25 protein-coding genes and 3 pseudogenes are annotated in these 23,973 nt (G+C 41.3%); all 28 read right to left on the bottom strand.

Annotated features, from left to right (window positions below):
- Nucleotides 1–10: 10 nt before the first annotated feature.
- The 28 genes and pseudogenes from K4I03_RS10500 to K4I03_RS10365 all read right to left on the bottom strand — a co-directional run bounded on the left by K4I03_RS10500 (nt 11) and on the right by K4I03_RS10365 (nt 23,972).
- On the bottom strand, nt 11–1,300 hold the full coding sequence (locus K4I03_RS10500) for a hypothetical protein (RefSeq protein WP_002917866.1): 1,290 nt from the start codon (nt 1,298–1,300) through the stop codon (nt 11–13).
- A gap of 115 nt (nt 1,301–1,415) precedes the next feature.
- Nucleotides 1,416–2,117 carry a GNAT family N-acetyltransferase gene (locus K4I03_RS10495; protein WP_227965207.1) on the bottom strand — a complete coding sequence of 234 codons (702 nt, stop codon included), beginning with the start codon at nt 2,115–2,117 and terminating at the stop codon, nt 1,416–1,418.
- 7 nt (nt 2,118–2,124) lie between these two features.
- Nucleotides 2,125–2,445, bottom strand: a complete 321-nt coding sequence (locus tag K4I03_RS10490; protein WP_227965199.1) for a V-type ATP synthase subunit F — start codon at nt 2,443–2,445, stop codon at nt 2,125–2,127.
- Nucleotides 2,432–3,445 carry a V-type ATPase subunit gene (locus K4I03_RS10485; RefSeq protein ID WP_227965197.1) on the bottom strand — a complete coding sequence of 338 codons (1,014 nt, stop codon included), beginning with the start codon at nt 3,443–3,445 and terminating at the stop codon, nt 2,432–2,434. The genes K4I03_RS10490 and K4I03_RS10485 overlap by 14 nt, the downstream gene beginning before the upstream one ends.
- 10 nt (nt 3,446–3,455) lie before the next feature.
- Nucleotides 3,456–4,046, bottom strand: a complete 591-nt coding sequence (locus tag K4I03_RS10480) for a V-type ATP synthase subunit E family protein (protein WP_111675140.1) — start codon at nt 4,044–4,046, stop codon at nt 3,456–3,458.
- Nucleotides 4,047–4,056: 10 nt separating this feature from the next.
- Nucleotides 4,057–4,536 carry a V-type ATP synthase subunit K gene (locus tag K4I03_RS10475; RefSeq protein WP_002898768.1) on the bottom strand — a complete coding sequence of 160 codons (480 nt, stop codon included), beginning with the start codon at nt 4,534–4,536 and terminating at the stop codon, nt 4,057–4,059.
- A gap of 132 nt (nt 4,537–4,668) precedes the next feature.
- Nucleotides 4,669–6,624, bottom strand: a complete 1,956-nt coding sequence (locus tag K4I03_RS10470) for a V-type ATP synthase subunit I (RefSeq protein WP_227965195.1) — start codon at nt 6,622–6,624, stop codon at nt 4,669–4,671.
- Nucleotides 6,614–6,937: a hypothetical protein gene (locus tag K4I03_RS10465; RefSeq protein WP_227965192.1), complete on the bottom strand. Its 324-nt coding sequence runs from the start codon at nt 6,935–6,937 to the stop codon at nt 6,614–6,616. Before K4I03_RS10465 ends, K4I03_RS10470 begins: the two co-directional genes overlap by 11 nt.
- A 151-nt stretch (nt 6,938–7,088) precedes the next feature.
- Nucleotides 7,089–7,985: an ROK family protein gene (locus K4I03_RS10460; RefSeq protein WP_227965191.1), complete on the bottom strand. Its 897-nt coding sequence runs from the start codon at nt 7,983–7,985 to the stop codon at nt 7,089–7,091.
- Complete coding sequence (locus tag K4I03_RS10455) at nt 7,982–8,824, bottom strand: MurR/RpiR family transcriptional regulator (protein ID WP_002907701.1); 843 nt, start codon at nt 8,822–8,824, stop codon at nt 7,982–7,984. The genes K4I03_RS10460 and K4I03_RS10455 overlap by 4 nt, the downstream gene beginning before the upstream one ends.
- 169 nt (nt 8,825–8,993) lie before the next feature.
- Nucleotides 8,994–9,368, bottom strand: a pseudogene (locus tag K4I03_RS10450) (YhcH/YjgK/YiaL family protein); the annotation flags it as partial.
- Between the two features lie 128 nt (nt 9,369–9,496).
- Nucleotides 9,497–10,606, bottom strand: coding sequence for a Gfo/Idh/MocA family protein (locus K4I03_RS10445; RefSeq protein WP_002917876.1), 1,110 nt, complete (start codon nt 10,604–10,606; stop codon nt 9,497–9,499).
- Between the two features lie 39 nt (nt 10,607–10,645).
- A pseudogene (locus K4I03_RS10440) lies at nt 10,646–11,046 on the bottom strand (sialidase); the annotation flags it as partial.
- Between the two features lie 12 nt (nt 11,047–11,058).
- Nucleotides 11,059–11,517 carry a YhcH/YjgK/YiaL family protein gene (locus K4I03_RS10435; RefSeq protein WP_002917878.1) on the bottom strand — a complete coding sequence of 153 codons (459 nt, stop codon included), beginning with the start codon at nt 11,515–11,517 and terminating at the stop codon, nt 11,059–11,061.
- An 18-nt stretch (nt 11,518–11,535) separates the two neighbouring features.
- Nucleotides 11,536–13,077: a sodium:solute symporter family protein gene (locus K4I03_RS10430; RefSeq protein WP_002917879.1), complete on the bottom strand. Its 1,542-nt coding sequence runs from the start codon at nt 13,075–13,077 to the stop codon at nt 11,536–11,538.
- Between the two features lie 27 nt (nt 13,078–13,104).
- A complete protein-coding gene (locus tag K4I03_RS10425; protein ID WP_002917881.1) occupies nt 13,105–14,022 on the bottom strand; it encodes a dihydrodipicolinate synthase family protein in 918 nt (305 codons plus the stop codon).
- 14 nt (nt 14,023–14,036) lie between these two features.
- Nucleotides 14,037–14,714: an N-acetylmannosamine-6-phosphate 2-epimerase gene (locus tag K4I03_RS10420; RefSeq protein ID WP_002917883.1), complete on the bottom strand. Its 678-nt coding sequence runs from the start codon at nt 14,712–14,714 to the stop codon at nt 14,037–14,039.
- A 347-nt stretch (nt 14,715–15,061) separates the two neighbouring features.
- On the bottom strand, nt 15,062–15,169 hold the full coding sequence (locus tag K4I03_RS10415; RefSeq protein ID WP_023916874.1) for an acetylxylan esterase: 108 nt from the start codon (nt 15,167–15,169) through the stop codon (nt 15,062–15,064).
- Between the two features lie 116 nt (nt 15,170–15,285).
- The gene (locus tag K4I03_RS10410) at nt 15,286–15,966 is read right to left on the bottom strand and encodes a DUF6796 family protein (protein ID WP_125337555.1); all 681 of its coding nucleotides are present in this window, start codon (nt 15,964–15,966) and stop codon (nt 15,286–15,288) included.
- 82 nt (nt 15,967–16,048) lie between these two features.
- A pseudogene (locus K4I03_RS10405) lies at nt 16,049–16,147 on the bottom strand (shikimate dehydrogenase); the annotation flags it as partial.
- A gap of 87 nt (nt 16,148–16,234) precedes the next feature.
- Nucleotides 16,235–18,889 carry a bifunctional acetaldehyde-CoA/alcohol dehydrogenase gene (adhE, locus tag K4I03_RS10400; protein ID WP_227965189.1) on the bottom strand — a complete coding sequence of 885 codons (2,655 nt, stop codon included), beginning with the start codon at nt 18,887–18,889 and terminating at the stop codon, nt 16,235–16,237.
- A 353-nt stretch (nt 18,890–19,242) separates the two neighbouring features.
- Nucleotides 19,243–19,863, bottom strand: coding sequence for a hypothetical protein (locus tag K4I03_RS10395; RefSeq protein WP_227965182.1), 621 nt, complete (start codon nt 19,861–19,863; stop codon nt 19,243–19,245).
- Nucleotides 19,860–20,477 carry a hypothetical protein gene (locus K4I03_RS10390; RefSeq protein WP_149565729.1) on the bottom strand — a complete coding sequence of 206 codons (618 nt, stop codon included), beginning with the start codon at nt 20,475–20,477 and terminating at the stop codon, nt 19,860–19,862. The genes K4I03_RS10395 and K4I03_RS10390 overlap by 4 nt, the downstream gene beginning before the upstream one ends.
- Nucleotides 20,474–21,100 (bottom strand): hypothetical protein, encoded by a 627-nt coding sequence (locus K4I03_RS10385; protein ID WP_125337550.1) that lies wholly within the window; start codon nt 21,098–21,100, stop codon nt 20,474–20,476. Before K4I03_RS10385 ends, K4I03_RS10390 begins: the two co-directional genes overlap by 4 nt.
- Nucleotides 21,097–21,726, bottom strand: coding sequence for a hypothetical protein (locus tag K4I03_RS10380; RefSeq protein WP_125348051.1), 630 nt, complete (start codon nt 21,724–21,726; stop codon nt 21,097–21,099). The genes K4I03_RS10385 and K4I03_RS10380 overlap by 4 nt, the downstream gene beginning before the upstream one ends.
- A 14-nt stretch (nt 21,727–21,740) precedes the next feature.
- A complete protein-coding gene (locus K4I03_RS10375; RefSeq protein ID WP_125337548.1) occupies nt 21,741–23,348 on the bottom strand; it encodes a virulence protein in 1,608 nt (535 codons plus the stop codon).
- Nucleotides 23,339–23,698, bottom strand: a complete 360-nt coding sequence (locus tag K4I03_RS10370; RefSeq protein WP_048773666.1) for a hypothetical protein — start codon at nt 23,696–23,698, stop codon at nt 23,339–23,341. The genes K4I03_RS10375 and K4I03_RS10370 overlap by 10 nt, the downstream gene beginning before the upstream one ends.
- Before the next feature lies 1 nt (nt 23,699).
- Entirely contained in the window at nt 23,700–23,972 is a 273-nt protein-coding gene (locus K4I03_RS10365) for a hypothetical protein (protein ID WP_002894417.1), read from the bottom strand.
- Between the last annotated feature and the right edge of the window lies 1 nt (nt 23,973).

Genomic DNA, 23,973 nt, shown 5'->3' with positions numbered 1-23,973 from the left:
GTATATACTTTTATTTTTTTATAAATATTTTTAATAATGTTTTTTCAAACGCTGTTGGGTATAGATAACCTATTAAAGAATCATTATACTTCTTAAGAGAATAAAGCGTTCTTATAGATTCATAAATATCATATAATAGAACATCAAGTTGGTTTGTAGTTTCTTCGTCCAGTGAATTTATATCATAAGTACATGATTTCATATCAACACTAGATAATCTCAAACTCATACCTTTTTTAGTAAAAAACAATCTATCAATTTTTTCCTCTGTATCTAATTTAGAAAACTGGGTACATAGCTGTAGTATATCGTATCTTTTTACAAATAATTTCCAAATAGAAGTTTTATCTCTAGTTTGCAAAAGAAATTTAATTACTTTTGCCATATTTTTAATCTCTACAAAGTTATTTAAATGTTTATCCAACATGCCAAACTCATTAAAATAATAACTCTTATCTAATTCGCTGTAGTTTGGAATCATTTTATTTAAAAATGATTTAACTATTATATCTTGATCATTGATTACATAATCCATATTCATAGAAAAATCATAAATTAACTTATCCATAATGTTAGATAATTCTTCATGTTTTAGCACAATTTCTCTAAACAGTTCCCCATGCTTCTCATCAATCACTCTTTTTACCTCTCTTTGCTGGTTATAAAAGTAAAAGAAGAATAACGTAGGGATAATCGTAATCAATGCTACCATTGCCGGAAGCCTCGTAAGTACCTCTCCAAAATTAATTTCTAAACTTAACAATTTGAATAAAGTAGTTTTGATTAGATCTATATACAAAAGGAATTGCTTGCTATCATTAAGATACAATAACAATAAACTAGTCATTCCCAGAGAAATAACCGCAGGTATACTGATTAAAAAATTTAAAATCTTCTTGATAGGTTTATTTATAATTCCTCTCCATACTTTACTATCATTAGGAGAGGTACCATAAGTAACCCAACCTAGTCTATTTTTATAATATATTTTAGATAAGGAATAATCAATCCTAATCCAGATAAGAGAGGCTCGAATATTTCTTTCTTTTATAGCCAATCTTCCACGTTCTTCAACAATCAACTCCAATCGAGTATAGGATATATTTATCAAGAAATCGTAACTTAATAAAATCACAAACACTATAGATGTTACAAGGACATATATAGAAAAGTATAAAAAAAGCAGGTTAAGAAACTTAAACAAATCTCCATTTGAGACATTAATATAACCAGACATATTATTTATGCCATTAAAATGAAGTAAGATTACAAGGAGAATTAGAAATATTTTTTTTAGCATACATACTCTATATTAATTTTTAGTGTTTTAACATTTTTATGAATTCGCGACAGAGAAGAACTATGTGAAACTTTCTGATATTTTCATATTTTAAAACTATTTCACCACTAAGAAACTATACCTTAAAATCAGATAAGGCTTTTATTTGCTGGCCCTTTTCGTCGAAATTGTCTGGGCTCAGCCATTTTTCTAGACGGCTCTTGACGGCCGGCCAATCATTGTCAATCATAGACAGCCAGTCAGTGTCTCGGTTGCGCCCCTTATAGACAAGGGCCTGACGAAACCTACCCTCATAGGTGAAACCAAGCCGCTCTGCTGCCCGCCTTGAAGGCTGATTGAGGGCATCGCATTTCCATTCATAGCGGCGATACTCCAGCTCTTCAAAGACATAGCGTGCCAGCAAGTACTGAGCTTCCGTAGCCAGTCTGGTGCGCTTCAGCTTGGGCGAATAGGTCACAGCCCCCACTTCGATGACACGGTTATTTCGGTCAATCCTCATCAAAGCAAAAGTTCCTAGAGCCTTGCCGCTCTCCTTGTCCACAATCGCATAGTGAAAACGATCCTGTGCTGCCAGCATCTGATCTAGCTTCTGGGACCATTCTGCCTGACTTTGGGAGGGATTTTGAAAAAGATAGGTCCACATATCTGCAGGAGAATCCGGGCCATACACTTCATATAAATCCGCTTCATGCTTGTCCTTGGACAAACGCTCGATAATAACATACTGGCCTTCAATTCGCTCCAGATTAGGCAAGTCCCCCGGCTGAAAATCCGGCAGAGCATCCCCAATGGGTTGGCCTAGTTCATTGATTCGCATAAAAACCTCACAATATATCTTGTCCTACAGCCTTCTCGACATTTTCATGGATCCGCGAAAGAGCCAGTCCCGTGCTCCCCTTATGGGTAGGAATGAGCACAAGAGCAGGAATCTCCAACTGATCATAGTAGGTCAGGGTTTCTGGAATATCCGCAGCCATATCCTCCGTCAGATAGATAATGCCGAAATCATCACGGGCTAGCCGACGCAGGGTATTGACCGTCTCCTGAGCTTCCTTTACCGGAAAGGTCTGAAAACCAATCAGCTTAAAAGGGAGAATAGTATCGCGATTCCCCACGACAGCAATCTTGTAGCTAGTCTTGTCCATAAATCGGTCGCATCCTTTCTCTGATAAGCTCTACTGGCAGCTGATTGTCCATACCGGTCAAAATCAGCCGCAGATTCTTGACTTCCAACTCCTTGCCCAACAGATAGCGGGCCAGAGGGAGAGGTCCATCTGTCTCAAACTGACCAGACGCCAGCAACTTAGCCTGCAAGAGGTCCGCTAGATATTCTAACTCTACTGTCGTCAAGGTCTGGTTCCGCATTTTCTCCTCATAGGAGCGCAAATCCAGATCGTAACCACAGGGATTGATCTGGCTAAACCAAGTCAAGAAATCCCCCTGCTCTGCCATGGCAATCCAGTTGGCAGCAGAGAGGCTCCCTTCATCAGACAGGAGCTGCCTCATAAAGCTGCGCGGTTTTCCCAAGTCAACAGCCCGCTTGACCGTGATGGCATTGTAAAAATCAATAGTCAAATTCACCAGCTGCAACAGACGGTCATCTTCCAACTCCTCTGTCAGACGCTTAAGATGCTGGAAATAAGCCATGTCCATGCCAATCTCCAGCACGCGCACATCCTGATAATCCTGGTATTCCTGCCAGGTCGCAAGCACCTCGTCCAGCATGAAATCTGGACAATACTCAGCCGAAAAGGCCATGACTAAGTGCTCCAAAACCTCCAGCGAATAGGTCCCCACTGGCATCAGCAAATGCTCCAGGGACTGACCTGTCGCCCGACCCTTGAGAAAAACTTTGAGATTGTGGTAGGTATAGCGGAGCGTGAAAATCTCCACCAGCTCTTTACTAGGACTAATCTCAAGCGCCCAATTATAAACGGAATACAAATGCTTCATCAGCACCTGCTCAATGGCATTGAGATCCTTAATCGCTTCAACATCCATGGCATAGACCGTTCCCTGCAGAAGAGCTGAACGGCTGGCAGGATCGTCAGACTGCAGCAACTGATCATATTGCTGGGGCGTCAAAAAGGAAGCCTCTTGCACACTAATGGCTGTATTGACTTGAGAGAAGCTTGTTTCACTCATGGTCCGCCTCCTATTCTGCCTGGTCTTTGAAAATGTCCTGAGCCAGACGGTAGCTTTCCTCCTGCCAGACAGAGTCCAGCAAGTCGCGATAGAGATAACTATCATCCACTCGTCCTTGGCTCAATACAAAGCCTGCCTGACCGGCTATGGACTGGTCTGAAAAGTGTACTTGCGGAAAGGCTTTTTTCAAGTCTTCTAACTGGCTGGAGCTGAATTTCTCAGCTGATAGAGCACCGAAAACTAGTGCCATCTCTTCCTCTGGGTATTTGGCCAGGACACTCTTTAGAAAATGCTCTTCTTCAGCTGGTGGCCAAGCCGCCATCTGAGCATAGGCCTCCTCAAAAAGCTCTCTGAGAACCCGCTGCTTTATGACCAGAGTAGACTGGCGCTTTTGATTTTCCAGCTGCTGAATATCGCGCTGACTGCGCCGACTGATTTCTTTCAGCTGCTGCTCCCTCTGTCCAAGCTTTTGCCGAACTAGCTGGGCCTCACGTTCCTTGGCTTCCTGTTCTATTTTCTCAGTAGCCTCGGCCAAAAGCAGACGCCCCTTTTCGTGAGCTTGCTCCAAGACAGAAACTTTGAGATCTGACATGTCAGACATAAAAGCCTCCTTACTTCACATTCAGAACCATGATGAAGGATACAACGAAGGCCAAGATCGCGTAGGTTTCAACCATAGCCGCTAGGATAACCCCTTTCATGACCTCTTCCGGACGCTTGGCCAAAATCTGAATACCAGCTGTCGCCACTCGTCCTTGATGCTTGGCTGAAAAGTAACCAACAATCGCAACTGGCAGAGCTGCTAGGAAATAAGCCACGCCTGATTGCAGAGCCAATTCCGGCTTGATATTAAAGAAGACGGTAATCCCGATAACAAAGCCGTAGAGACCTTGGGTACCTGGCAAAAGCTGCAGAATCAGAGCTTGAGCGAATTTTTCTGGCTGCTCTTTCAAGAGGGCTGCCGCTGCCTGACCAGTGCTTCCAACACCCAGAGCTGAGCCCATTCCGCTGAGAAAGACCGCCAAAGCTACTCCCAGACCTGCAAAAAAGGCGCCGCCGTAAGTTCCAAAATATGATGCTAAATGTTCCATGATTTACTCCTATGAAAATGCTGTAATCATCGTAAAATCAACAGCTAATTGAATGAATAATGCTTGTTTTGATGTTGTAGAAAGTGTTTTTCTAAAGATGAGCTTCTCATCTCTTACCATAGTTCCTAATCTTTATTTCTTGCTTTGCTGAACGTATTTCTCACTAGGCTTGAGCGGAGTGAAAGGCTTGCCGCCGCCGTCGTAGAATTTCCCGAAAAATTCCACGAAAATCAAACGCGCTCCGTGCACATAACCGGACAGAAAAGATAGAAACATATTGACCAAATGCAGGGCAATAAAGAGCAGAATACCGATGCTGAAGCGAGCGACAGGTGGAAAGAGGCTGACAATCAAGTTAAAAGCCGAGCCAATGCTGGCCCCCGAAAGCCCTAGAGCCATCAGCCGCGTAAAGCTGACAAGGTCTCCTACATAGCCACTGACATTGTAAAGATTAAAGAGACCTGACCCTAAGCCTGCCAAACTCTTAGCACTGACAATGGATACTGCCAGTATACCCAGAGCATTGATGATGGCCAGCCACTGACCAATCGTTGCAGCAAAGGCCAAGGATGGGAAGAAATTTCCCAGGGCCAAGAGTAGCAGCCCCAGCAAAATCAGTACCCAAGCAAAGCCTGCATTATAAGCTTCTGCATAATCCTTGAGACGCATATTTTTCAGACCACTGAGGAAGAGGCCCGCCAGCACTGTAACAAAGCCAAAGACAACAGAAATAACCAGAATCGTCATGGCGTCTGAGCTGGTGCTAATCAGAGCAAAGGGCAGTTCAAATCCAAAGAAAGAGCCATAAACCAGTCCCCAGATGATGACTGCCACACCCAGCAGGCGGAAGAATCGCAGATTCTTAGCCAATCCCGGCTTGACATGCAAGAAGTGCAGCGCCAGGCTGGTGCCCACAAAGAGCAAAAGGCCGTAGCCAATGTCGGCAACCATCATGCCAAAGAATACAAAATAAAATAGAGAAACGACGGGGGTTGGATCCTTATCACCATACTTAGGTAGGGAATACATCTCCGTCACTAGCTCGAAGGGCTCCACCAAGGCATTGTTTTTAAGCTTGGTCGGAACCTTATCTTCCTCGTCCTCTCGGATTTCTCTGGTCTGGATGAGAATGCTCTGGCCAAACTGCTCTGTCAAGCAAGCCTCAAGAGCTTGAACCTGATTGCTTTCGATCCAGCCTTCCAAGGCTGCTAGATTTTGCGTACTGGCTAACTGATTTTTACTTTCTTGACGGGAGGAGAGATTGCAGAGATAGTCCAGCTGAACCTTGAGCTGATCCAGTTCATTCTTGGAAGCTGCCAGACTCTTGGTCATAGCATCTGCCACAGCCTCTTGCTGTCGAATATTGGCCTTGAGTTGGGTTACCCTCTCAGAGGGCAACTCTGCATGGTCGTACTCAAAAGGCTTAAAACCGTACTCTTTCAGGATTTTGCGAACTTCTTCCAGAAAGCCTGTCTTATAAAAGACAAGAACCCCATGCTCCGTATCATCGGTAAAGACTTCCTGAAACTTCAGGTCGGGATGTGCTCCCAAAGTCAGACGCAGAGCATCGTCGTCGGTATTAGGAATCGTCCCAATCAAAGCTCCCAGATGACTGAAAGTCGCAGCTGCTTGCGGTGTTAGCTCCAAAGGCTCCCACTTCTCCAGCGCAGCCACTTCCAAGCGGTCAGCTTCTATCTGTTCCTTGGCCTCTTGCAAGACCTTGAGCTGCTTGCTGATTCCTTCTAATAGCGCCACCTCATCCCGAGCCTTCCCTGCCTGCTCTAAAGCAGCAAAGGACAGCTCCAAAGGCTCTTCTTTTAAGGATTCCAGCAGTTTCTTTTTGGGCATAAATGGCTCCAGCTCTGCAATTAGCCGTTCCAATTTCTCCTGACGACTGAGCAAATCCTGCTGAGATAACTGCTGATCTGGCTGGCCTACTAAAGCCTGCTCAAAGGCTGCCTGCCAGTCCTCTTCCTGCCGCAAGTCATGAATCTGAACCGACTCTAAACCCTGTAGGTAAAAGAGAAGCTGATCCAGCAGTTCCTTGGGCAGGAGCAGAGACAACTGCCGCATTTGACTAATGGCCATAGGCTTCTACCACCTTCTCTACAATGGCTCGCGCCAAGTCTGCTTTTTTATCCGTCAGCGCAGCCTCAACCTTGTCCTCATTTTGCTGGGTTGTCTGCTCCAGTTCTTGCTGCAGGAGCACCAACTTTTGCTGGGAACTAGCGGTTAATTCCTCTGCCAGCTTCTGCGTTTCATCGTCATAGGTCAGCCCCAGCTGCCTGAGATTTTCATCTACCTGCTGCCGCAGCTCCTGAGCCTGCGTCCTGTAGCCCATCAAAACTTCTTCTGCAGCAGTTTCAATTTCCTGCATTTTTTCAAGTGTTTCATTGGCCATCTATTCACCCCCTCGTTTTCAAAAACCTTCGAAAACGGATTTTAAAATCTGCATTCCTGGCTGACTGTCGAACCATCTGGCAAACTCATCTTCTGGAATACAGCTTCGTACTTGCATAAATTATAACATATTCTTTCTGAAAACATCTTTTTCAAACAGAGTTTTTCTCCTGATTCAGAAAATGTCGAACAGCGCCTAATCGCCCGGCTTCATTCCCTAGGACTGCCGCCACCAAGTTTTTAGGCAAAAAGCGCGAATCTACTACTTGCTGCTTCATCAGACTTTCAAGACGTGGCAGAATAAGCTCAGAACGAGCTAATATGCCGCCACCGACAATCAACACCTCTGGATTTAGAATATAGGACAGGGTTAAAAGACCTTTAGCTAGGCGACCCAAGAATATATCAAGTGTTTCCTGCGCCAGCTTATCTCCTTGGTCTACCGCCGCAGAAAAGCTACGCCCAGTATGGCCTTGCTCACCTGTCTTTTGGCTGTATAATGCTAACAAGGCACTTGTTGAGGCCAAGGATTGCCAGTCCTGTCCATCTTCCATGGGCAGATAGCCTACCTCACCAGCAGTATAAGTGGATCCATTGACAATTTTTCCATCATAGATAATGCCGCCGCCAATGCCTGTACCGACAGTAATCATAACTGCAGAAGCATGACCTTTGGCAGCGCCTAGCCAAGCTTCACCAAGAGCAGCACAATTAACATCATTTTCAATCGCAATCGGTAAACCAAATTCTTTTAAAATCCGACTACGGAAATCTGTCCCAATATAGCCTGGAATGGTATAGCCTGCGTAACTAATTTTCCCTGCTTGACTGTCAACTACACCAGCAGATGAAATCGCTACTCCATCTAGCTCAAACTTCTCCTTATAAAATGCTATTAGCTGGCAAACCTGCTCTAAAATCTGATTCGTTTTCTTTTCAAAGTCAATCTCAGTGGCGACTTCTCGAAATTGATTTAGACTACGTCCATCAGACTGATAGAGATCTGCTTTAATCGTTGTCCCACCGATATCTATTCCAACAATATTCACGATTCATGCTCCTTCTCTTCTTGATTTTCTTCTAAAGCTGAAAGTGTATTTGTAAAGATTTGGCTGCGATGATCTCGGTCTAAATCCATATAATAGGCATAGAAAATGTCCATCACAACTAAAACCGGAAACTGAGGAGAGATATTATTGCCCTGTGCCAAGTGCTTCTTGACAGCTACTAGGACCAGTTCATCACACTGCTGCCTCAAGTCGTCGCTGTTATTGGAAGTTACCAGCACAGTCTTGGCTCCGACTTTTTTGGCATTCTGAATAGCCTGCGTGATAATTTTAGTCTCGCCAGATATGGAAATGCCAATAACCAGACAGTCCGGATCCAGCATGACTCTATTCACCCGAATCATATGGTCGTCCGTAATGGCCTTACAAACCATTCCCAACCGCATGAAGCGAAACTCCATTTCCCGAGCCACTAAGCCTGAACTCCCCTGCCCGTAGATATAGACTCGACCAGCATTGTTGAGCATATCCCCCACGCGCAGGAACTGTTCTTCGTCAATCAAGGAAAAAGTCTTATTGAGCAATTCGCCATAATCAGACAAGACATTTCTCGTCAAATCCCTACTGACATTTTTACTTTCTGAGCTGGATTCCTGAAATTCAAAGATAAACTGCCGGTAGCCTGAAAAGCCACATTTTTTGGCGAAGCGAGTCAGAGAAGGCACAGAGACATAGAGCTTCTGAGACACCGCCTGAGCCGATAGATCAGCTGTCAGTGCCTCATCAGACAGAAAATAATCTGCAATCTTCTTTTCCAGGTGTGTCAGACTACCATATACAGACTCAATCACTGGCAAAATGTTTTTTTCCAAAGAAACCATCAGACATTTTCCTCCTGCAACTATTTTCTTTATTCTACCACTTTCTCAAAAGTAATTCCAACCCTTCCTTGCTAGAATTCTCCAGCAGAAAATAAAGTTCAAAACTGACTAAAAAAGCTGGGGCAGCATGTTAAGAACAATCTGTCTTTCTCATCCCGCCCGCAGCCTTTTATACAATTTTCACTTTAAAGACAACCTTACGGATGGGGCCGGCTTCTTCAGCTATCAGTCCAGTCTTATGGGCGTCATTAGGATCCAGCAAGAGTAGGCTGCCAGGAGTGAATATCAGGTCAAACAAAGCTTGGCCGGACATCTGCTGCCAGTCTCCTTCCGCATCATAATCACCTTCTTCCATATTGGACAAAAAGTTATAGTGGATGCGCTCCCTTCCTTCAAAAATCAGATGCACATCATAAAATTCCCTATGACTTTCCCAGACCCGTTCATCTTCGGTCGTAGTCGTCATTTCAATGACATTGTAAAAGAAATCATCAGACACAGGGTGGTTGCCCTTTTCATCTTGGCTGACATCATGTGTTTTTAAATCCTAAATTGTCAAATTAAGTTAGACTTTTGTCCCAGCCTCATCTCTATTTCTTTATTCAATGGGTTGTATCACAGAACTTTAGAAAGTATATAATTACAAGAATTTACTATTCTGTTTTACAAAAGTTAAGCATTTGTGATTTCTGAAAGCCTTACTTTTCGATCTTCTTTAACTGATAAAGTACATGCATCAGCGGTAGCGATTGATTCTAAAGCAGCTACACCATTGAGAAGTTTTTCATATTCTTCTGTAATTTCTCCACCTTTAATGATGTCATGTAGATATTCCATTTCTTTATCAATACATGTTTGCAACCATAATGGGCAACGTACTCCTGGTTTACCGTACGCAATTGCTCCATCCATACCACGACCGGTATAGATAGCTGTACGGTCATCATCTTCCTCTTGAGTTTCATGAACTAAGAAGTGTGATTCTCCTTCACCTTTAACACGAAGAGTACCGCCAGTATTGAACAAGTCAAGTTTGATAGCTCCTTCAGTTCCTTGAATCAAGACGTAGTGTTCACCCCAACGGAAAGCATTACCATATTCCAAAACAGCATAACGATCATCAGAGTATTCTAAGTTTACAATGAGCATATCATCTTCATCACCAAAGTTTTCACCTTTATGATATACATTGCCTCCTACCATTGTCGCTTTTTCAGGAAGTCCTCCCATGATAAACTGAATGCAATCTAATTCATGAATATGGTGGTACAAATGTCCTCCAGATTGAGAACGAAGTTTCTTCCATGATACAGTTGGTTGTTGTTCTTCCCAACCTGTACGAGCGGCATGGCAATAAAGAACTTTACCGATTTTTCCTTGAGTAATCAATTCTTTAGCATGGTGTACACCGTTAAAGAAGTTCATGATGTGACCAGCCATAAAGATAACATTATTTTCTTTACATGCGTCAACCATGGCTTTACAATCTTCATAAGACAATGCAATTGGCTTTTCACAAAATACGTGTTTGCCATGTTGAGCAGCTTTCACAACCGGTTCACGGTGAAGGTAGCTAGGTGAAGCTACGATCACACAATCAATATCTTCACGTGCTACAAGTTCATCTAAACTTGCACAAACATCTGATCCCAACTCTTGAGCAACTTCTTCTCCGTGATTTGGGTCAAATACCGCAACCACTTTTGCATCTTCAATTTTGTTCATTGAGCGAGCCAAATCAGCGCCAAAATATCCAGCTCCAACAATACCGTAATTTACCATAATTTTTATCCTCTTTCTATATATTTTTAAATTTCAGCTTTAATTCTTTTTCAAATCTTCAATTTTAAATGTTATATATGGTACAACATTTTTCATATGAAGTTCATTACGAGACCATGAATCAAATTTTTCAAACATCAATCCAATTTCATGATTCGGTAACTCTGTCAATGTTGAATATGAGTATCCATAGTTACTATAATCAACATCGTGATGATAACGCCAATCAATTGTATTATCATCATTAATTAGACCAATCCAAATTTGTCCGTGTTTACGAACATTTGTGGAGTTTGGAGTACTTAAAATGACAGCCTTTTCCCATCAATCAATTGACTATAATTGATGATTGATAATTGTGTTTCATAACTTGGATTTGAATCAAATTTCAAATATTCCGGTACACTCCAGGTAGTACCTGCGTCTGTACTTGTTAAATATTTTTTTCATTTTTATTTTTCCTCGTTTAAAACTTTGATAACAAGTTTTTTAACAGGTTCATCATTACAATGAATTTTTGGTTGGTGAAGATCTTCTTCAAAAGTCACCAACATATTCCCTGGAAGCAATTCAACAATTTGATAGTCTTTGCTATCGTAAAAAGCAATATCCTTTTCTTCGCTAAAAGGTACACGTGACTGGGCACGAACTGGGGAAGTTACTGCCATTTTTTCAGTATTTTCAATAACAATATGAATATCTAAATATTTCTTATGAGTTTCAAAAATAGCTCCTGGAACTCCATCAGCTAGATAGATCATACAATTTGCAAAAACATTTTCTCCGTCAATATCAATTTTTCCATCAACTAAATCTGTCAAATTTGTATTTTCTAAAAAATCACAGACTTTTGAAAAATGTTTATTTACAGAAGCATATCGTCTAAAATCAGATTGTTCGGAAATAATCATATTATTTTCTCTTTTCTATTAGTGACGAACTTCCCAACTTGAATCCGCTTTAATTTCTGGAATATCATGAATCGTTGTATATTTAGGTGCAGATACTTTATTTTCAGTAAGAACAGATACAATATAACCTGAAACTACTGATACAGAAATTGAAATCAATGAATATGCCCAGTAGCTAACAGCTGTTGGAGGAAGGAAGTATTTAATAAATACCATAACGATGGTTGATACAATCAGCGCTGCATAAGCACCTTGTTTATTTGCTTTTTTAGAAACAAAACCAAGAATGAATACACCACCAAGTAGACCAAGTACAAGTCCCATGAAACTATTGAACCATTCGTATGCAGATTTAATATCTGAATGAGCCATGATAATGGAAACAACAATTGAGAATAAACCTACTGCTAGAGATACGAATTGTGCAATTTTCGTACGACGATCGTCTGACATATTTTTAGAAATGACATCTTGAACATCCAATGTCCATGAAGTTGCAACAGAGTTCAAACCTGTTGAAATAGTTGATTGAGCTGCTGCATAAATCGCTGCCAAGATCAAACCTGTGACACCTACTGGTAACTGGTATGCAATAAAGTACATAAAGATTTGGTCTTGAGGGATATTGCTAGCTGCACTACCTGCATTTTGTACTTGATAGAATACGTACAAGCCTGTACCGATCAAGTAAAAGACTGTTGCAGTTGCAAGTGACAAGACACCATTTGTGAACAACATTTTATTAAGTTTCTTAATATTTTGTGTTGTAGTAAAACGTTGAACCAAATCTTGAGATGAAGCATAGGAAGACAAGATTGTAAAGCCTGAACCCATCACAATTAAGAAGATGGAGTTTGAAAGCAAGTTAGGATCGAAAAGTTTTTCATTTGCAGCAAGGAATTTCCCGTTTGCTAATGTTTCTGCTACTGCACCAAATCCACCTTTAATATTAGCCATCAGTACAAATAAAGCTACAACGACACCACTAATCAGAACCACACCTTGAATAAAGTCTGTCCATAATACGGATTTTAGACCACCAGTATAAGAATAAACAATTGCAATTGCACCCATCAAAATAATCAAAATATTGATGTCAATTCCTGTCAATACTGATAAACCAGCTGATGGGAGGTACATAATGATAGACATACGCCCCAATTGATAAATAATAAACAAGAGTGCTGAAATAATACGAAGTGCTTTAGAATTAAAACGTTTATCCAAGTAATCATATGCCGTATCGATGTCTATCCGTGCAAAGATAGGTAAGATAAAACGAATTGTCAGTGGAACAGCTACAACCATCCCTAATTGAGCAAACCATAAAATCCAGCTACCTGCATAAGAGTTACCAGCGAGTCCCAAGAAGGAAATCGGACTGAGCATTGTGGCAAAAATGGATACCGAAGTAACATACCAAGGAACCGAACCATCTCCTTTAAAGAACTCTTTTCCTTTCATCTCTTTTTTAGAGAAATAGATACCTGCAACCAACACCGCAAGTAAATAAACAATCAAGATAATTAAGTCAATTATTGTAAATCCTGTTGTGCCCATAGCATATCTCCATATTGATTTTATTTATTATAAAAATTCTTTTCGTGCTTGTTGAATAAGTTCTGCTGCTTCTTTTGCAATTACCAGATCTTCTTCATGCAAAGGTTCTAGTGGTTCTCTTACAGAACCAAGATCTAATTTTTCATTTAGACGTAGAATTTCTTTGATCACTGCATAAAGATTTGCTCGACCACTGACCATTTTATAAATGACATCATTGATTGCATATTGCAATTCTTTAGCTGTTTCAAAATCGGATTGTTTGATTAATTCATTCAATTTCAAGAACAAATCAGGCATCACCCCATAAGTCCCACCAATTCCAGCTTTTGCGCCAATAACACGACCACTGATGAACTGTTCATCTGGTCCATTAAAGACAATATGGTCATCTCCTCCATCAGCTACAAAGATTTGAATGTCTTGAGTCGGCATAGAAGAGTTTTTAACCCCAATAACTCGTGGATTTTTACGCATTTCTGCATAGAGGGCTGGTGTCAGGGTCGTTCCAGACAGCTGCGGAATATTGTAGATGACAAAGTCAGTATTCGGAGCCGCTGCACTCATATCGTTCCAGTACTTAGCGATAGAATAGTCCGGCAAACGGAAGTAAATAGGAGGAATAGCAGCGATGGCATCAACACCCAAACTTTCAGCATGCTTAGCCAGTTCCACACTGTCCTTAGTGTTATTGCAAGCCACATGAGCGATAACTGTCAGCTTGCCCTTAGCCACTTCCATGACATTTTCCAAAATTAATTTCCGGTCTGCTACACTGAGGTAAATACACTCACCAGAAGAACCATTAACATAGACACCCTTAACTCCCTTATCAATAAAGTACTGAGTCAAAGAACGAACACGTTCTGGGCTTACTTCTCCTGCTTCATCATAACAAGCATAAAAAGCTGGAATGACACCTTCATATTTTTCTAATTTTGACATATTCTTCCTCTTTTCTATTCTTTCGTTGCGTCTGCAAACTTCCTTGTAATCAGCTGCGGCCGTGTAATGGCAGATCCAACTACCACACTAAAGGCTCCCAGCTCTAGAACCCTTTTCACCTTTTCAGGGCTATCAATATTCCCCTCAGCAATCAGAGGGTGCTGAATCTCAGCTAAAGCTTTTCGGATGATTTCAAAGTCATTGGCTTCAATCTTATCTCCCTGGCTCTGATTAGTATAGCCCACCAAGGTTGTTCCAATAAAATCAAATCCCATTCGATCAGCTTCCAGCATCTCGTCAAGAGTTGAACAATCAGCCATCAAAAGCTGCTGAGGATATTTTGCTTTCACTTTCTGGAAAAATGCTTTTAAACTCTCTCCTTGAGGTCTGCTGGAATTTGTCGCATCTAAAGCGATAATCTCCGGATGGGCTTCCATCAGCTCATCCACTTCCGCTATAGTTGGTGTAATAAAAGCTTGGGCATCTGGATAATCTCTCTTGATAATCCCAATAACTGGCAAATCCACCGCTTCTTTAATAGCCTTGATGTCTATAACCGAGTTAGCCCGAATTCCGCTAGCACCTCCTTCTTTGGCCGCCACTGCCATACGAGCCATGATAAAGTCGCTATGTAATGGTTCGTTTGGTAGAGCCTGACACGACACAATTAACTTATGTCTCAACTCTTCCATTTGATTCCTATCCTCCTTACTTATTTATTGTAAGCCTTTACATTTATTATCTTAACATTTATTGCAATTAGTTTCAATATGATTTTACTTTTAGAAAGTACTTTCCTTTTAGGTATTACTTTTTATCTCAGTTTGAAACTTATACAGACGAATATAGCTAAAGTATTTATTTTTTTCGTGGCTGTTCCAACATTTTTCTACAACTAAAAAGAACTAGGCAAATGCCTAGTCCCAGGGGGAAGCAGTTTTGTAGACTTCAGTCTTAAAGGAATAAAAGTTAACAAACACTATGCTCAACCAGCTTATTTGAAAGCCCATATTTGAAATTTAAATCAGCAGAGTGCCAATTAGCAAGCCTCCGCCACTTGTTTATTCCAAAAGGTATCAAAATCGTCGGGCATTTCATCTCTTCCGCGATAATGTAAACATTCTTTAAGTAAAGTAGGGTTTTTCATGTCTTATCCTCCCAACGATTCTTGAAACCTCTTTCATCATACCACAGAAATAGAAATTTTTCAATAGGTTAACATATAGATTTTCTGTTTTTTCTGAAATTTTACCGATTCATCGCCTAAGAACCTATATGAAGCAGGAGCAGTAAATAGAACAAACTAAATCCTATGTTTAGGCCGGCTCCGTTAAGGTAGGGGCGTCCGATTCTCAGCTTTTCTACCAGTAAGATAGTCAACAGACTCAGTGGTAAAGGAGTCAGCAGCCCCAGATAAGCAGGCAATATTGTCTGACCGGTAACTATTAGCAGTGAGTAAACGAGCCAGCCTAGACCGGTCAGGGCGATAGCTGTTCGCCAGGTTATATCTAGAAAGAGGACTGCTTCATTGATAAGCTCGCTGTCTTCGTCTGAGCAGACCTGTCCGTTGCTTCGTTTATAAGCCTTTTTGCTGATGATCCCAACGTAGTAAAAAGCCACATGTGCCACTGGCGACAGGGCAAATCCAATGCCTAACAAGGCTATTGACAGATAGGCCCACAAGCCCTTATTTGTCAAACCAAAGAGAGCATAAAGCGAGACTAACATAAGAGGGATTGAGAAGTGAGCCACCAGAGCGCCCAGACGCAGCCGATTGACAGAGCCAGAAAGCATCAGCATAGCCAGATTCTTATTGCCAATCCGACTCTGCTCCGTAAAAGAGGCATAGCTTTCCTTGTCTACCTCAAAGCCAACCAGCAGAATATCCCCCAATAACCAGCAAAGACCACTCAACAGCCCAGCCCACAAAGATAAAAAAATCACATTGCTCTCCTTTTTTCCATTGTCCCCTTATCTTAGCACAAAAGCTCACTCAATCACAAGTAGTCAGAAGGTTTACGTTTTTTTACCCCAGCAAGCTCCTTTCATTTAGGAACCTAGCGCTCACGTCACTACGCTCCTCAGCATCAATGTCTCTAAGCTCAGCTGCGACCTGCGGTCTTGCCTAGCTAAGACACATAGAAATATCCCCTACCAAAGGGCAGGGGATGACCGACAAATTGTCTTATGATTGCTTTAGGAAGCTGTCCGCTTATTTGCGGCGTCCTGGGCGTTCCTTGTAGCCATAGTAAGCATCTTCGATGATTTCCTGCATGTGGTCAACCATTGGAAGGCGTGGGTTGGCTGGAGAACATTGGTCTTCATAGGCAAGGAAGGCTAATTCGCGTGAATGTTCTTTCCATTCTTTTTCGTCAATACCTTGAGCCTTGAAGTTCATTTCGATACCGACACGTTCTCCCAGTTCATAAACAGCTTTTGCGTAAGATTCAACCCCTTCTTCCGGAGTAGAAGCTGGGAGTCCAAGCATGCGTGCGATATCTTGGTATTTCTCATCCGCACGGTAGTAGTTGTACTTAGGCCATGTCGCTGTCTTAGCTGGACGTGTACCGTTGTAGCGGATTACGTATGGCAGCAAGATTGCATTGGTACGACCATGGATCGTATGGAACTGAGCACCAATCTTATGAGCCATAGAGTGGGAAATTCCCAGGAAGGCATTGGCGAAAGCCATACCAGCGATAGTAGAGGCATTGTGCATCTTTTCGCGAGAGTGGAAGTCAGCGTTCTTAACAGAGCTTTCCAGGTTTTCAAAGACTAGTTTGATTGCTTGGAGAGCCAAACCATCTGTAAAGTCGCTGGCCATCTGAGATACATAAGCTTCTGTTGCGTGAGTCAGCACGTCCATACCAGTGTCCGCTGCGACAAATCCTGGAACAGTCAGTACCAGAGCTGGGTCTACGATGGCTACAGTTGGAGTCAGAGAGTAGTCAGCGATTGGGTACTTGCGATTATTAGCCTTGTCAGAGATAACGGCAAACGGTGTTACTTCTGAACCTGTACCAGATGTTGTAGGGATTGCGATAAACTTAGTCTTCTTACCAAGCAACGGGAATTTGAAGGCACGTTTACGGATATCCATGAATTTTTGCACAAGGTCACGGAAATCCACTTCTGGTTGCTCATAGAAGAGCCACATTACTTTAGCTGCGTCCATTGGCGAACCACCACCAAGCGCGATGATTGTATCAGGTTTGAAGGTACGCATAATCTCTGTACCACGTTCAACGGTTGTGATATCTGGATCTGGCTCTACGTCCGCAAAGATTTGGTAAACAACCTTATTCCGACGAAGATCGAGTTGTTCGATGATACGATCTAGGAAACCAAGCTCTACCATAGCATGGTCTGTAACGATCATGACACGTTCCACATCACGACATTTTTGCAGGTATTGGATAGAGTCACGCTCGAAGTAAGTTTTTGAAGGGAGTTTCATCCATTGCATATTATTTCTACGTCTTCCTACTTTTTTGATGTTCAAGAGATTCACAGCACTAACGTTATCACCAACTGAGTTGCGACCATAAGATCCACAGCCCAGAGTCAGTGATGGCAGGAAGGCATTATAAACATCCCCGATACCACCGAAAGTAGAAGGTGAGTTGCAAATAACACGGATGGCACGAACAGCCTTACCAAATTCCTTGGTCAACTCTTCATCCGCTGTATGGATAGCAGCTGAGTGACCAAGACCATGGAATTCTACCATTTGACGAGCCTTTTCAACACCGTCTTCACGGGATTCAGACTTGAGAACAGCGATGACAGGTGACAGTTTTTCACGTGTCAATGGCTCTTTTTCACCAACTTCTTTACACTCTGCGGCCAAGATATTCGTATCTTCTGGTACGCTGAAGCCTGCTTGCTCTGCAATCCAAGTAGCTGGCTTACCAACGATATCCGGATTGAGCTTAGCACCAGCACAGTTCTTGCTGTTTGCCTTAGCGCCGAAGCAGAATTCTTCCAACAGAGCTTTTTCTTTCTTATTTACAAAGTAAGTATGGTAAGATTTGAACTCTTCTACAAACTCATCATAAACTTCCTTGTCAATGATAACGGCTTGCTCAGAAGCACAGACCATACCATTGTCAAAGGATTTAGACATAACGATATCGTGCGCTGCTTGACGGATATTAGCTGATTTTTCCACATAAGCTGGTACGTTTCCGGCACCAACCCCAAGAGCTGGCTTACCACATGAGTAAGCTGCCTTCACCATTGCATTACCACCTGTCGCAAGGATTGTTGCAATCCCTTCATGGTTCATAAGTGCAGAAGTTGCTTCCATAGATGGTTGTGTAATCCATTGCACACAGTTTTCAGGCGCACCTGCTGCAATCGCTGCATCACGAACGATTTGTGCTGCATGGGCAGAAGATTCTTGAGCAGATGGGTGGAAAGCAAAGATAATCGGATTACGCGTTTTTAAGGAAATCAAAGCCTTAAAAATAGCTGTTGAAGTTGGGTTAGTTGTTGGAGTAATTCCGCAGACAACACCCACTGGCTCCGCAATCAGGGTCAAACCAGTTACATCATCTTCTTCAATAACGCCAACAGTCTTCGTATGGCGCATATTATTCACAACGTGCTCACAGGCGAAAAGGTTTTTAGTTGCCTTGTCTTCAAAAACTCCGCGGCCTGTTTCTTCATAAGCGTGCAGAGCCAACTCACCGTGAGCATCCAAAGCTGCTACAGAGGCCTTGGCTACAATGTAGTCCACCTGTTCCTGATTCAGCTTTCTCATTTCCTCTAGTGCAACCAGACCTTTTTGCACCAATTCATCGACATGCTTTTGCGCTGCCAAAGCCTTGTCTTCTTGTTCTACCGTTTTCTTCTTTTCAGCCATTCTATTCCTCCAATGGTTTTGCCTTAGGTTAGACGAAGAACTCTAACCTTTGTTAAATATTTCACAATTCAATTATAACTTATTTAATACCTTTTGTAAACACTTTCACTTAACATTCACAAACTTTTTTCTATTAATTTGTGAATTATATAACAAATTCGCTTATTTTACAGTCTATTCTTTTAGTTATTGTGAAAAAATTTTTTACATTTTAAAAATTTCACATACTTTTACTTTCACATAATATATGAAAGCGCTTTCTTTATTTAAATATAAAAAGCTCGGACGAACCGAGCTGATCTTTACTTTATAAACTTATAAAAGATGAACCTTAATTCCCATTTTTAATAATCTCAATCGTCATCATAAACACGTTCACCATGAATTTTGATGTATTCTTCATTCCTGCGGTCGTCTTCTTCCCAAACTGGATCTCGAACATCATCCATAAACGGAATTTCTTCAAGGCTCATCTCATTAGCCTGTTCATAACTCATCGAAAGGATATCTTCATGCCGTTTTTTAAATTCCTCCACACTTAACCAGCTCTCTTTATCATCTTCGCTAATCTGACCATCAATAGCAGTCGCAATTTCAATCGCCATAATATAGAAGGCACGTTTATCAACAGTTAGAAGATCAAGGTGAGTAGAAGCTAAACGTAGACAGTCTCCTTTTTCTCGATAGTCTGTTGCTGGATTATCTTCAAAATCTAATTCAAGGTTTTCATATACATGACTTCCAAATTTGTTGGTAATCCCTTCTTTCAACCGAACATTACTCCATCTATTATCATGTATCCACTTATTTAATTTTAAGTGAATAGTTGGGTCTGTTTTAAATGGGCGAGTATTTCCAAAATAAGAAAAATCTACTCGCTTACCATCTTTAGTATCAAACCACATTCTCTTCGCTAGTTCTAAGTAATCAAATGGAATTTCTTTGGTGTAATCGCCTTTTATATAAATTCTCACTCGCCTTCCTCATCGTCGTCCAACTCTACCTCTCCATGAATTCGGATATACTCCTCGCGCTTCCTATCCAATTCTTCCCAGAGTGGCTCGTCAATGGCTTTCATAACCTTTATCTCTTCTAAACTAATATCGACTGCTTCGTCGTAGGTCAAATTCAGCAGGTCTGCATGTTTCGTTTTAAATTCTTCAATACTCAGCCATGTTTCTTTGTCGTCTTCGCTGATTTGACCGTCAATGACAGATGCTACTTCAATCGCCATGATATATAGAGCTCGCTTATCAACCGTTAGAATATCCTTATGAGTCGTGATTATTCGAAGATAGTCTCCTTTTTCTCGCCCATCACTTTCATAAGAATCTTCAAAATTTAGATTTAAATTTTCACGCTTAAAAGTCGCCCAAGAGTCTTTTCCTATTCTAAAATCAGCCATTCCCCAACGCTCATCATTTGAAGAAAATTTGTCCAAACTAACGCTAAAATAAAAATCATCATCACATGCGTAAGAAAAACCAACTTTCACTCCCTTACGTTCCTTGAACCACATTTTCCAAGGATATTCCATACTAGCTTGATAGATATTAGCTTCGTAGTTGCCTTTAATGTATAGTCTCACTCATCTTCCTCATCGTCATAAACTCGTTCACCATGGATTTTGATGTATTCTTCATGAAGCCGTTCCTCTTCATCCCACAAAAGGTCCTCTACAGGTTTCATACTTTTCAGTTCCTCCACACTGATATCAGTTGCTTGATCGTAGGTTAGTGATAATACGTCCTTGTGCAACTCCTTAAAAGTCGCTACATCAATCCAGGTCTCTTTGTCATCCTCACTAATTTTCCCATCAATTGCACCAGCAACCTCGACAGCCATGACATACATCGCACGTTTGTCAATCGTTAAAATGTCCGTATGGGTGGTCGCAATCCTAAGGTTTTCGCCACGTTCTCTCCCATCAGTAATAAAATCATTTTCAAATTCTAATTGAATATTTTCATCAGAAAAAGAATTCCAAGGGTCGCTCTTGTTGTATGGTATATGATTCCATCGTTCATCCTTAAATCGCCATTTATCAAATTGAACTCCAAAGAAGAAATCATCTTGTAGCATCTCATCATCACCGACGTTTGAGTATGTAATAGGATGACCATGACATTCCTTAAACCACATTTTCCAGAGCAACTCTCTTGTTGTAAAGGTTATTTTTTTCTTAAAATCACTTTTAATATATAGTCTCACTCGTCTTCCTCGTCGTCATAAACACGTTCACCATGGATTTGTATATATTCTTCACGAAGACGTTCTTCCTCTTCCCATAGAGGGTCTCTTACTGGTACCATTGTCTTTAATTCTTCCAAACTAATTTCAACCGCTTCATCATAAGTCAGTGAAAGAACATCCTTATGTAGCTCCTTAAAAGTCTCTACATCCACCCAGGTCTCTTTGTCATCCTCACTAAGTTGTCCATCAATTGCTCTCGCAACCTCGACTGCCATAACGTATAAAGCGCGTTTGTCTACTGTTAAAACATCTATATGGGATGTTGCGATACGTAGATAATCTCCACGTTCTCTCCACTCTGTAATGAAAGTTTTTTCAAATTCAAGTGTTATACTCTCATATTCCAAAGACAACCAAGGATTACTAGGAATTATAAAAGGAGCCTTATCCCATCTTTCGTCAACTGAAGACCATTTGTGTAACCGAACACCAAAGTAAAAATCATCCTGTAACATAGCATCATCACCAACATTGGAGAAACTTATTTTCTTGCCATTCCGTTCCTTAAACCACATCTTCCAAACAAGCTCTCTAGTTGTGAAGTCTATTTTTTTCGTAAAATCACTTTTAATATATAGTTTCATATTCCCTCCTAATTTCAGTAATTATTTTGATAAGTTTTCCAAATTCTATTGAAGATTTCTTCTTTAACAGTTTTATTAAGGTTTTTTAAGTTATCATTAGTGTTAATCCAATCCCATATTGAGTTTTTATTGTAAATATTCTTAATGTCAATATGCTCATTCACTCCATACCCCGATTTACCACTTCCAGATTGAACCTGGAATACTCCTTCACCATTCGAACCACTAGTTGGCTCCCAATCTACACGAAGTTTCACTTTTCGATTTCCTACTCGGGCTTCAATTAGTTTACCACCCCTGCCAGAAATGGTCTTACTCGTCGGTTTATTTGCCTGCCAGCTGTCATAGTTGCTAGCTGTATTTAGGCTGATTTTACCATTGGCTATATTCGTTTTAACAATAGCTGTACCTATATTTCTGGCACCATCTAGTACTAAACTTTCGCCAAAAGCATAGCTCAAATCAGCCGCTGCTATACCAGCAATTGCAGAAGTTCCAGCAGATTCTAGTCCAAAGAATAAACCTACAGCCTCAGCAACTGTTCCTCCAAAGTAAACACCAATACCAGCTAAAATTTCTACAAGCCCCTGAGCCACTGCTCCTAAATTAGCTTCAGCATTTTCCGCTTCTAGTTTATGTAATTCCTCATTGATCTGGTTAGTATACTGTTCATCGTAACGACCATTCTTATTTACAACGTAGAAAGAACCATCATAATCACTATAATCAATTACATCAATTATATTGCCTTCATTGTCAATTTTTAGAGTATGGTTATAATCATCAACAATCTTATCCCATTCTGAACGCGGTTTCCCCTTTAACTTTTCCTTGAGTTGACTACGATAATAGGCATCCCCTTCATCCGATAGCATCATATTCCGAGAAGCTTCTTGAATCAATCGTTCTTTAGGCTCTAGATATTTTTTCTTCGAAATAGTCTGAATCTTCTGAGCCTTCATCTTAGTAGACCAACTCATATCTATACCATCAGTAGAGTAATTACCCTCACTGTCTACCAATACCTGACTAAGCTGCGTCGCTCCTTGGATAGCTAAACCCAAAACCTGCAGACTATCTGTGAAATACTGGGACACCTGATCCACAAACCATTCCAGTTTGTCTATTTTTTCTTGAATTTCTCGAATACCGATATTTAGTTGAGTTTCAACTTCCATTAAAGCAGATGTCTGAGATAAAAGGTCTCCCAACTTACCTGTCAGCAGAGCTCCTGCATTACGGAAAAAATCTTGATTATCTGCAATCTGCTTTTCTACTTTTGCCAGTTGCTCATTTTTTATTTTCAGCTGTTCCTTCAGTAGATCCAAGTCCAATTCGCCATATCCAGCCACCTCGGAATCAGCACTTTTATAGGAAGCAAGCTCTCCCTGAATATCATCAATAGCCTCTTGCAACTTCTTGATGGCAGGGATGATTACCTCAGTAAATAAGCCTTTCCCCGCTGTATAAGCCGCTCCCTGCAGCTCACCCGACTCCAAAGAGGCAATCAGATGGTCGCAGCCACTAGATAGACGATCGGTCACTTGATTGGCTACTTGAAGGTTGCTGGTCATCGCTTGGATAAGCTGGGCTGAATCTGCTGCACTATATTTTACTCCCATGGCAGACTATTCCTTTCTTTGGTCAGTTTGTCTCGCTCTTCTTCCATAGTCTTTCTTGTTTGACGACTGAGCTTTCCAAGTTCATCCATCTGAACATCCACATAGTTCTTAACCTGTCGGTTAAGATACTGAGTTTCTGATAAATCACGACTGAGGGCAGCAGAGCTTTGAGGGTGTTCATAAAGAAGATGTTCCATTCGGGTCGTCAAGTATTGGAAATCCGTCGCAAAATTCGCCAGGGAAATCTCGTATTGACGTTTCATCGTCATAAATTCGTCTTCTTTTTGGTCGACTTTGAGGATTTTTTCGTAAAGTGCCTGGCGTTCTTTTTCGCTTTTATCTGCCTTCATCTCAACTCTCCCAGCGCTTGGCTTCCTCTATATCGCGTTTCTCAATTTTTGCAGCAATTTCTGGAAATTTATTGGCCTGAGTCAGAACAGCTGAGCTGAAGTCACTGACAGCCTGTAGCATTTGATTGCAGGCCTGACGGCCAGCTTCCATCCCAGCAATCCCTGTTGTATAGGAAAATTCGACTTGTTGATTTTGTGCATTGCTAGTATCAACTCCAACTAGCTCGCTGATAGCAGAACCAGCTGAAATAGCGCTCGATTTAATTTGTCCCATT

Origin of the sequence: Streptococcus sanguinis (assembly GCF_020729725.1) — a bacterium.
Taxonomy (GTDB): Bacteria; Bacillota; Bacilli; order Lactobacillales; family Streptococcaceae; genus Streptococcus; species Streptococcus sanguinis_V.
Note: the sequence above shows the minus strand (reverse complement) of the source record. Positions and strands in the feature narration are given on the sequence as shown.

Bases quoted from the DNA above. Each gene is read 5' to 3' on its own strand.
- K4I03_RS10500 (WP_002917866.1), bottom strand. From the start codon at position 1,300: ATGCTAAAAAAAATATTTCTAATTCTCCTTGTAATCTTACTTCATTTT.
- K4I03_RS10495 (WP_227965207.1), bottom strand. From the start codon at position 2,117: ATGCGAATCAATGAACTAGGCCAACCCATTGGGGATGCTCTGCCGGAT.
- K4I03_RS10490 (WP_227965199.1), bottom strand. From the start codon at position 2,445: ATGGACAAGACTAGCTACAAGATTGCTGTCGTGGGGAATCGCGATACT.
- K4I03_RS10485 (WP_227965197.1), bottom strand. From the start codon at position 3,445: ATGAGTGAAACAAGCTTCTCTCAAGTCAATACAGCCATTAGTGTGCAA.
- K4I03_RS10480 (WP_111675140.1), bottom strand. From the start codon at position 4,046: ATGTCTGACATGTCAGATCTCAAAGTTTCTGTCTTGGAGCAAGCTCAC.
- K4I03_RS10475 (WP_002898768.1), bottom strand. From the start codon at position 4,536: ATGGAACATTTAGCATCATATTTTGGAACTTACGGCGGCGCCTTTTTT.
- K4I03_RS10470 (WP_227965195.1), bottom strand. From the start codon at position 6,624: ATGGCCATTAGTCAAATGCGGCAGTTGTCTCTGCTCCTGCCCAAGGAA.
- K4I03_RS10465 (WP_227965192.1), bottom strand. From the start codon at position 6,937: ATGGCCAATGAAACACTTGAAAAAATGCAGGAAATTGAAACTGCTGCA.
- K4I03_RS10455 (WP_002907701.1), bottom strand. From the start codon at position 8,824: ATGGTTTCTTTGGAAAAAAACATTTTGCCAGTGATTGAGTCTGTATAT.
- K4I03_RS10445 (WP_002917876.1), bottom strand. From the start codon at position 10,606: ATGGTAAATTACGGTATTGTTGGAGCTGGATATTTTGGCGCTGATTTG.
- K4I03_RS10435 (WP_002917878.1), bottom strand. From the start codon at position 11,517: ATGATTATTTCCGAACAATCTGATTTTAGACGATATGCTTCTGTAAAT.
- K4I03_RS10430 (WP_002917879.1), bottom strand. From the start codon at position 13,077: ATGGGCACAACAGGATTTACAATAATTGACTTAATTATCTTGATTGTT.
- K4I03_RS10425 (WP_002917881.1), bottom strand. From the start codon at position 14,022: ATGTCAAAATTAGAAAAATATGAAGGTGTCATTCCAGCTTTTTATGCT.
- K4I03_RS10420 (WP_002917883.1), bottom strand. From the start codon at position 14,714: ATGGAAGAGTTGAGACATAAGTTAATTGTGTCGTGTCAGGCTCTACCA.
- K4I03_RS10415 (WP_023916874.1), bottom strand. From the start codon at position 15,169: ATGAAAAACCCTACTTTACTTAAAGAATGTTTACATTATCGCGGAAGA.
- adhE (WP_227965189.1), bottom strand. From the start codon at position 18,889: ATGGCTGAAAAGAAGAAAACGGTAGAACAAGAAGACAAGGCTTTGGCA.
- K4I03_RS10380 (WP_125348051.1), bottom strand. From the start codon at position 21,726: ATGAAACTATATATTAAAAGTGATTTTACGAAAAAAATAGACTTCACA.
- K4I03_RS10375 (WP_125337548.1), bottom strand. From the start codon at position 23,348: ATGGGAGTAAAATATAGTGCAGCAGATTCAGCCCAGCTTATCCAAGCG.
- K4I03_RS10370 (WP_048773666.1), bottom strand. From the start codon at position 23,698: ATGAAGGCAGATAAAAGCGAAAAAGAACGCCAGGCACTTTACGAAAAA.
- K4I03_RS10365 (WP_002894417.1), bottom strand. From the start codon at position 23,972: ATGGGACAAATTAAATCGAGCGCTATTTCAGCTGGTTCTGCTATCAGC.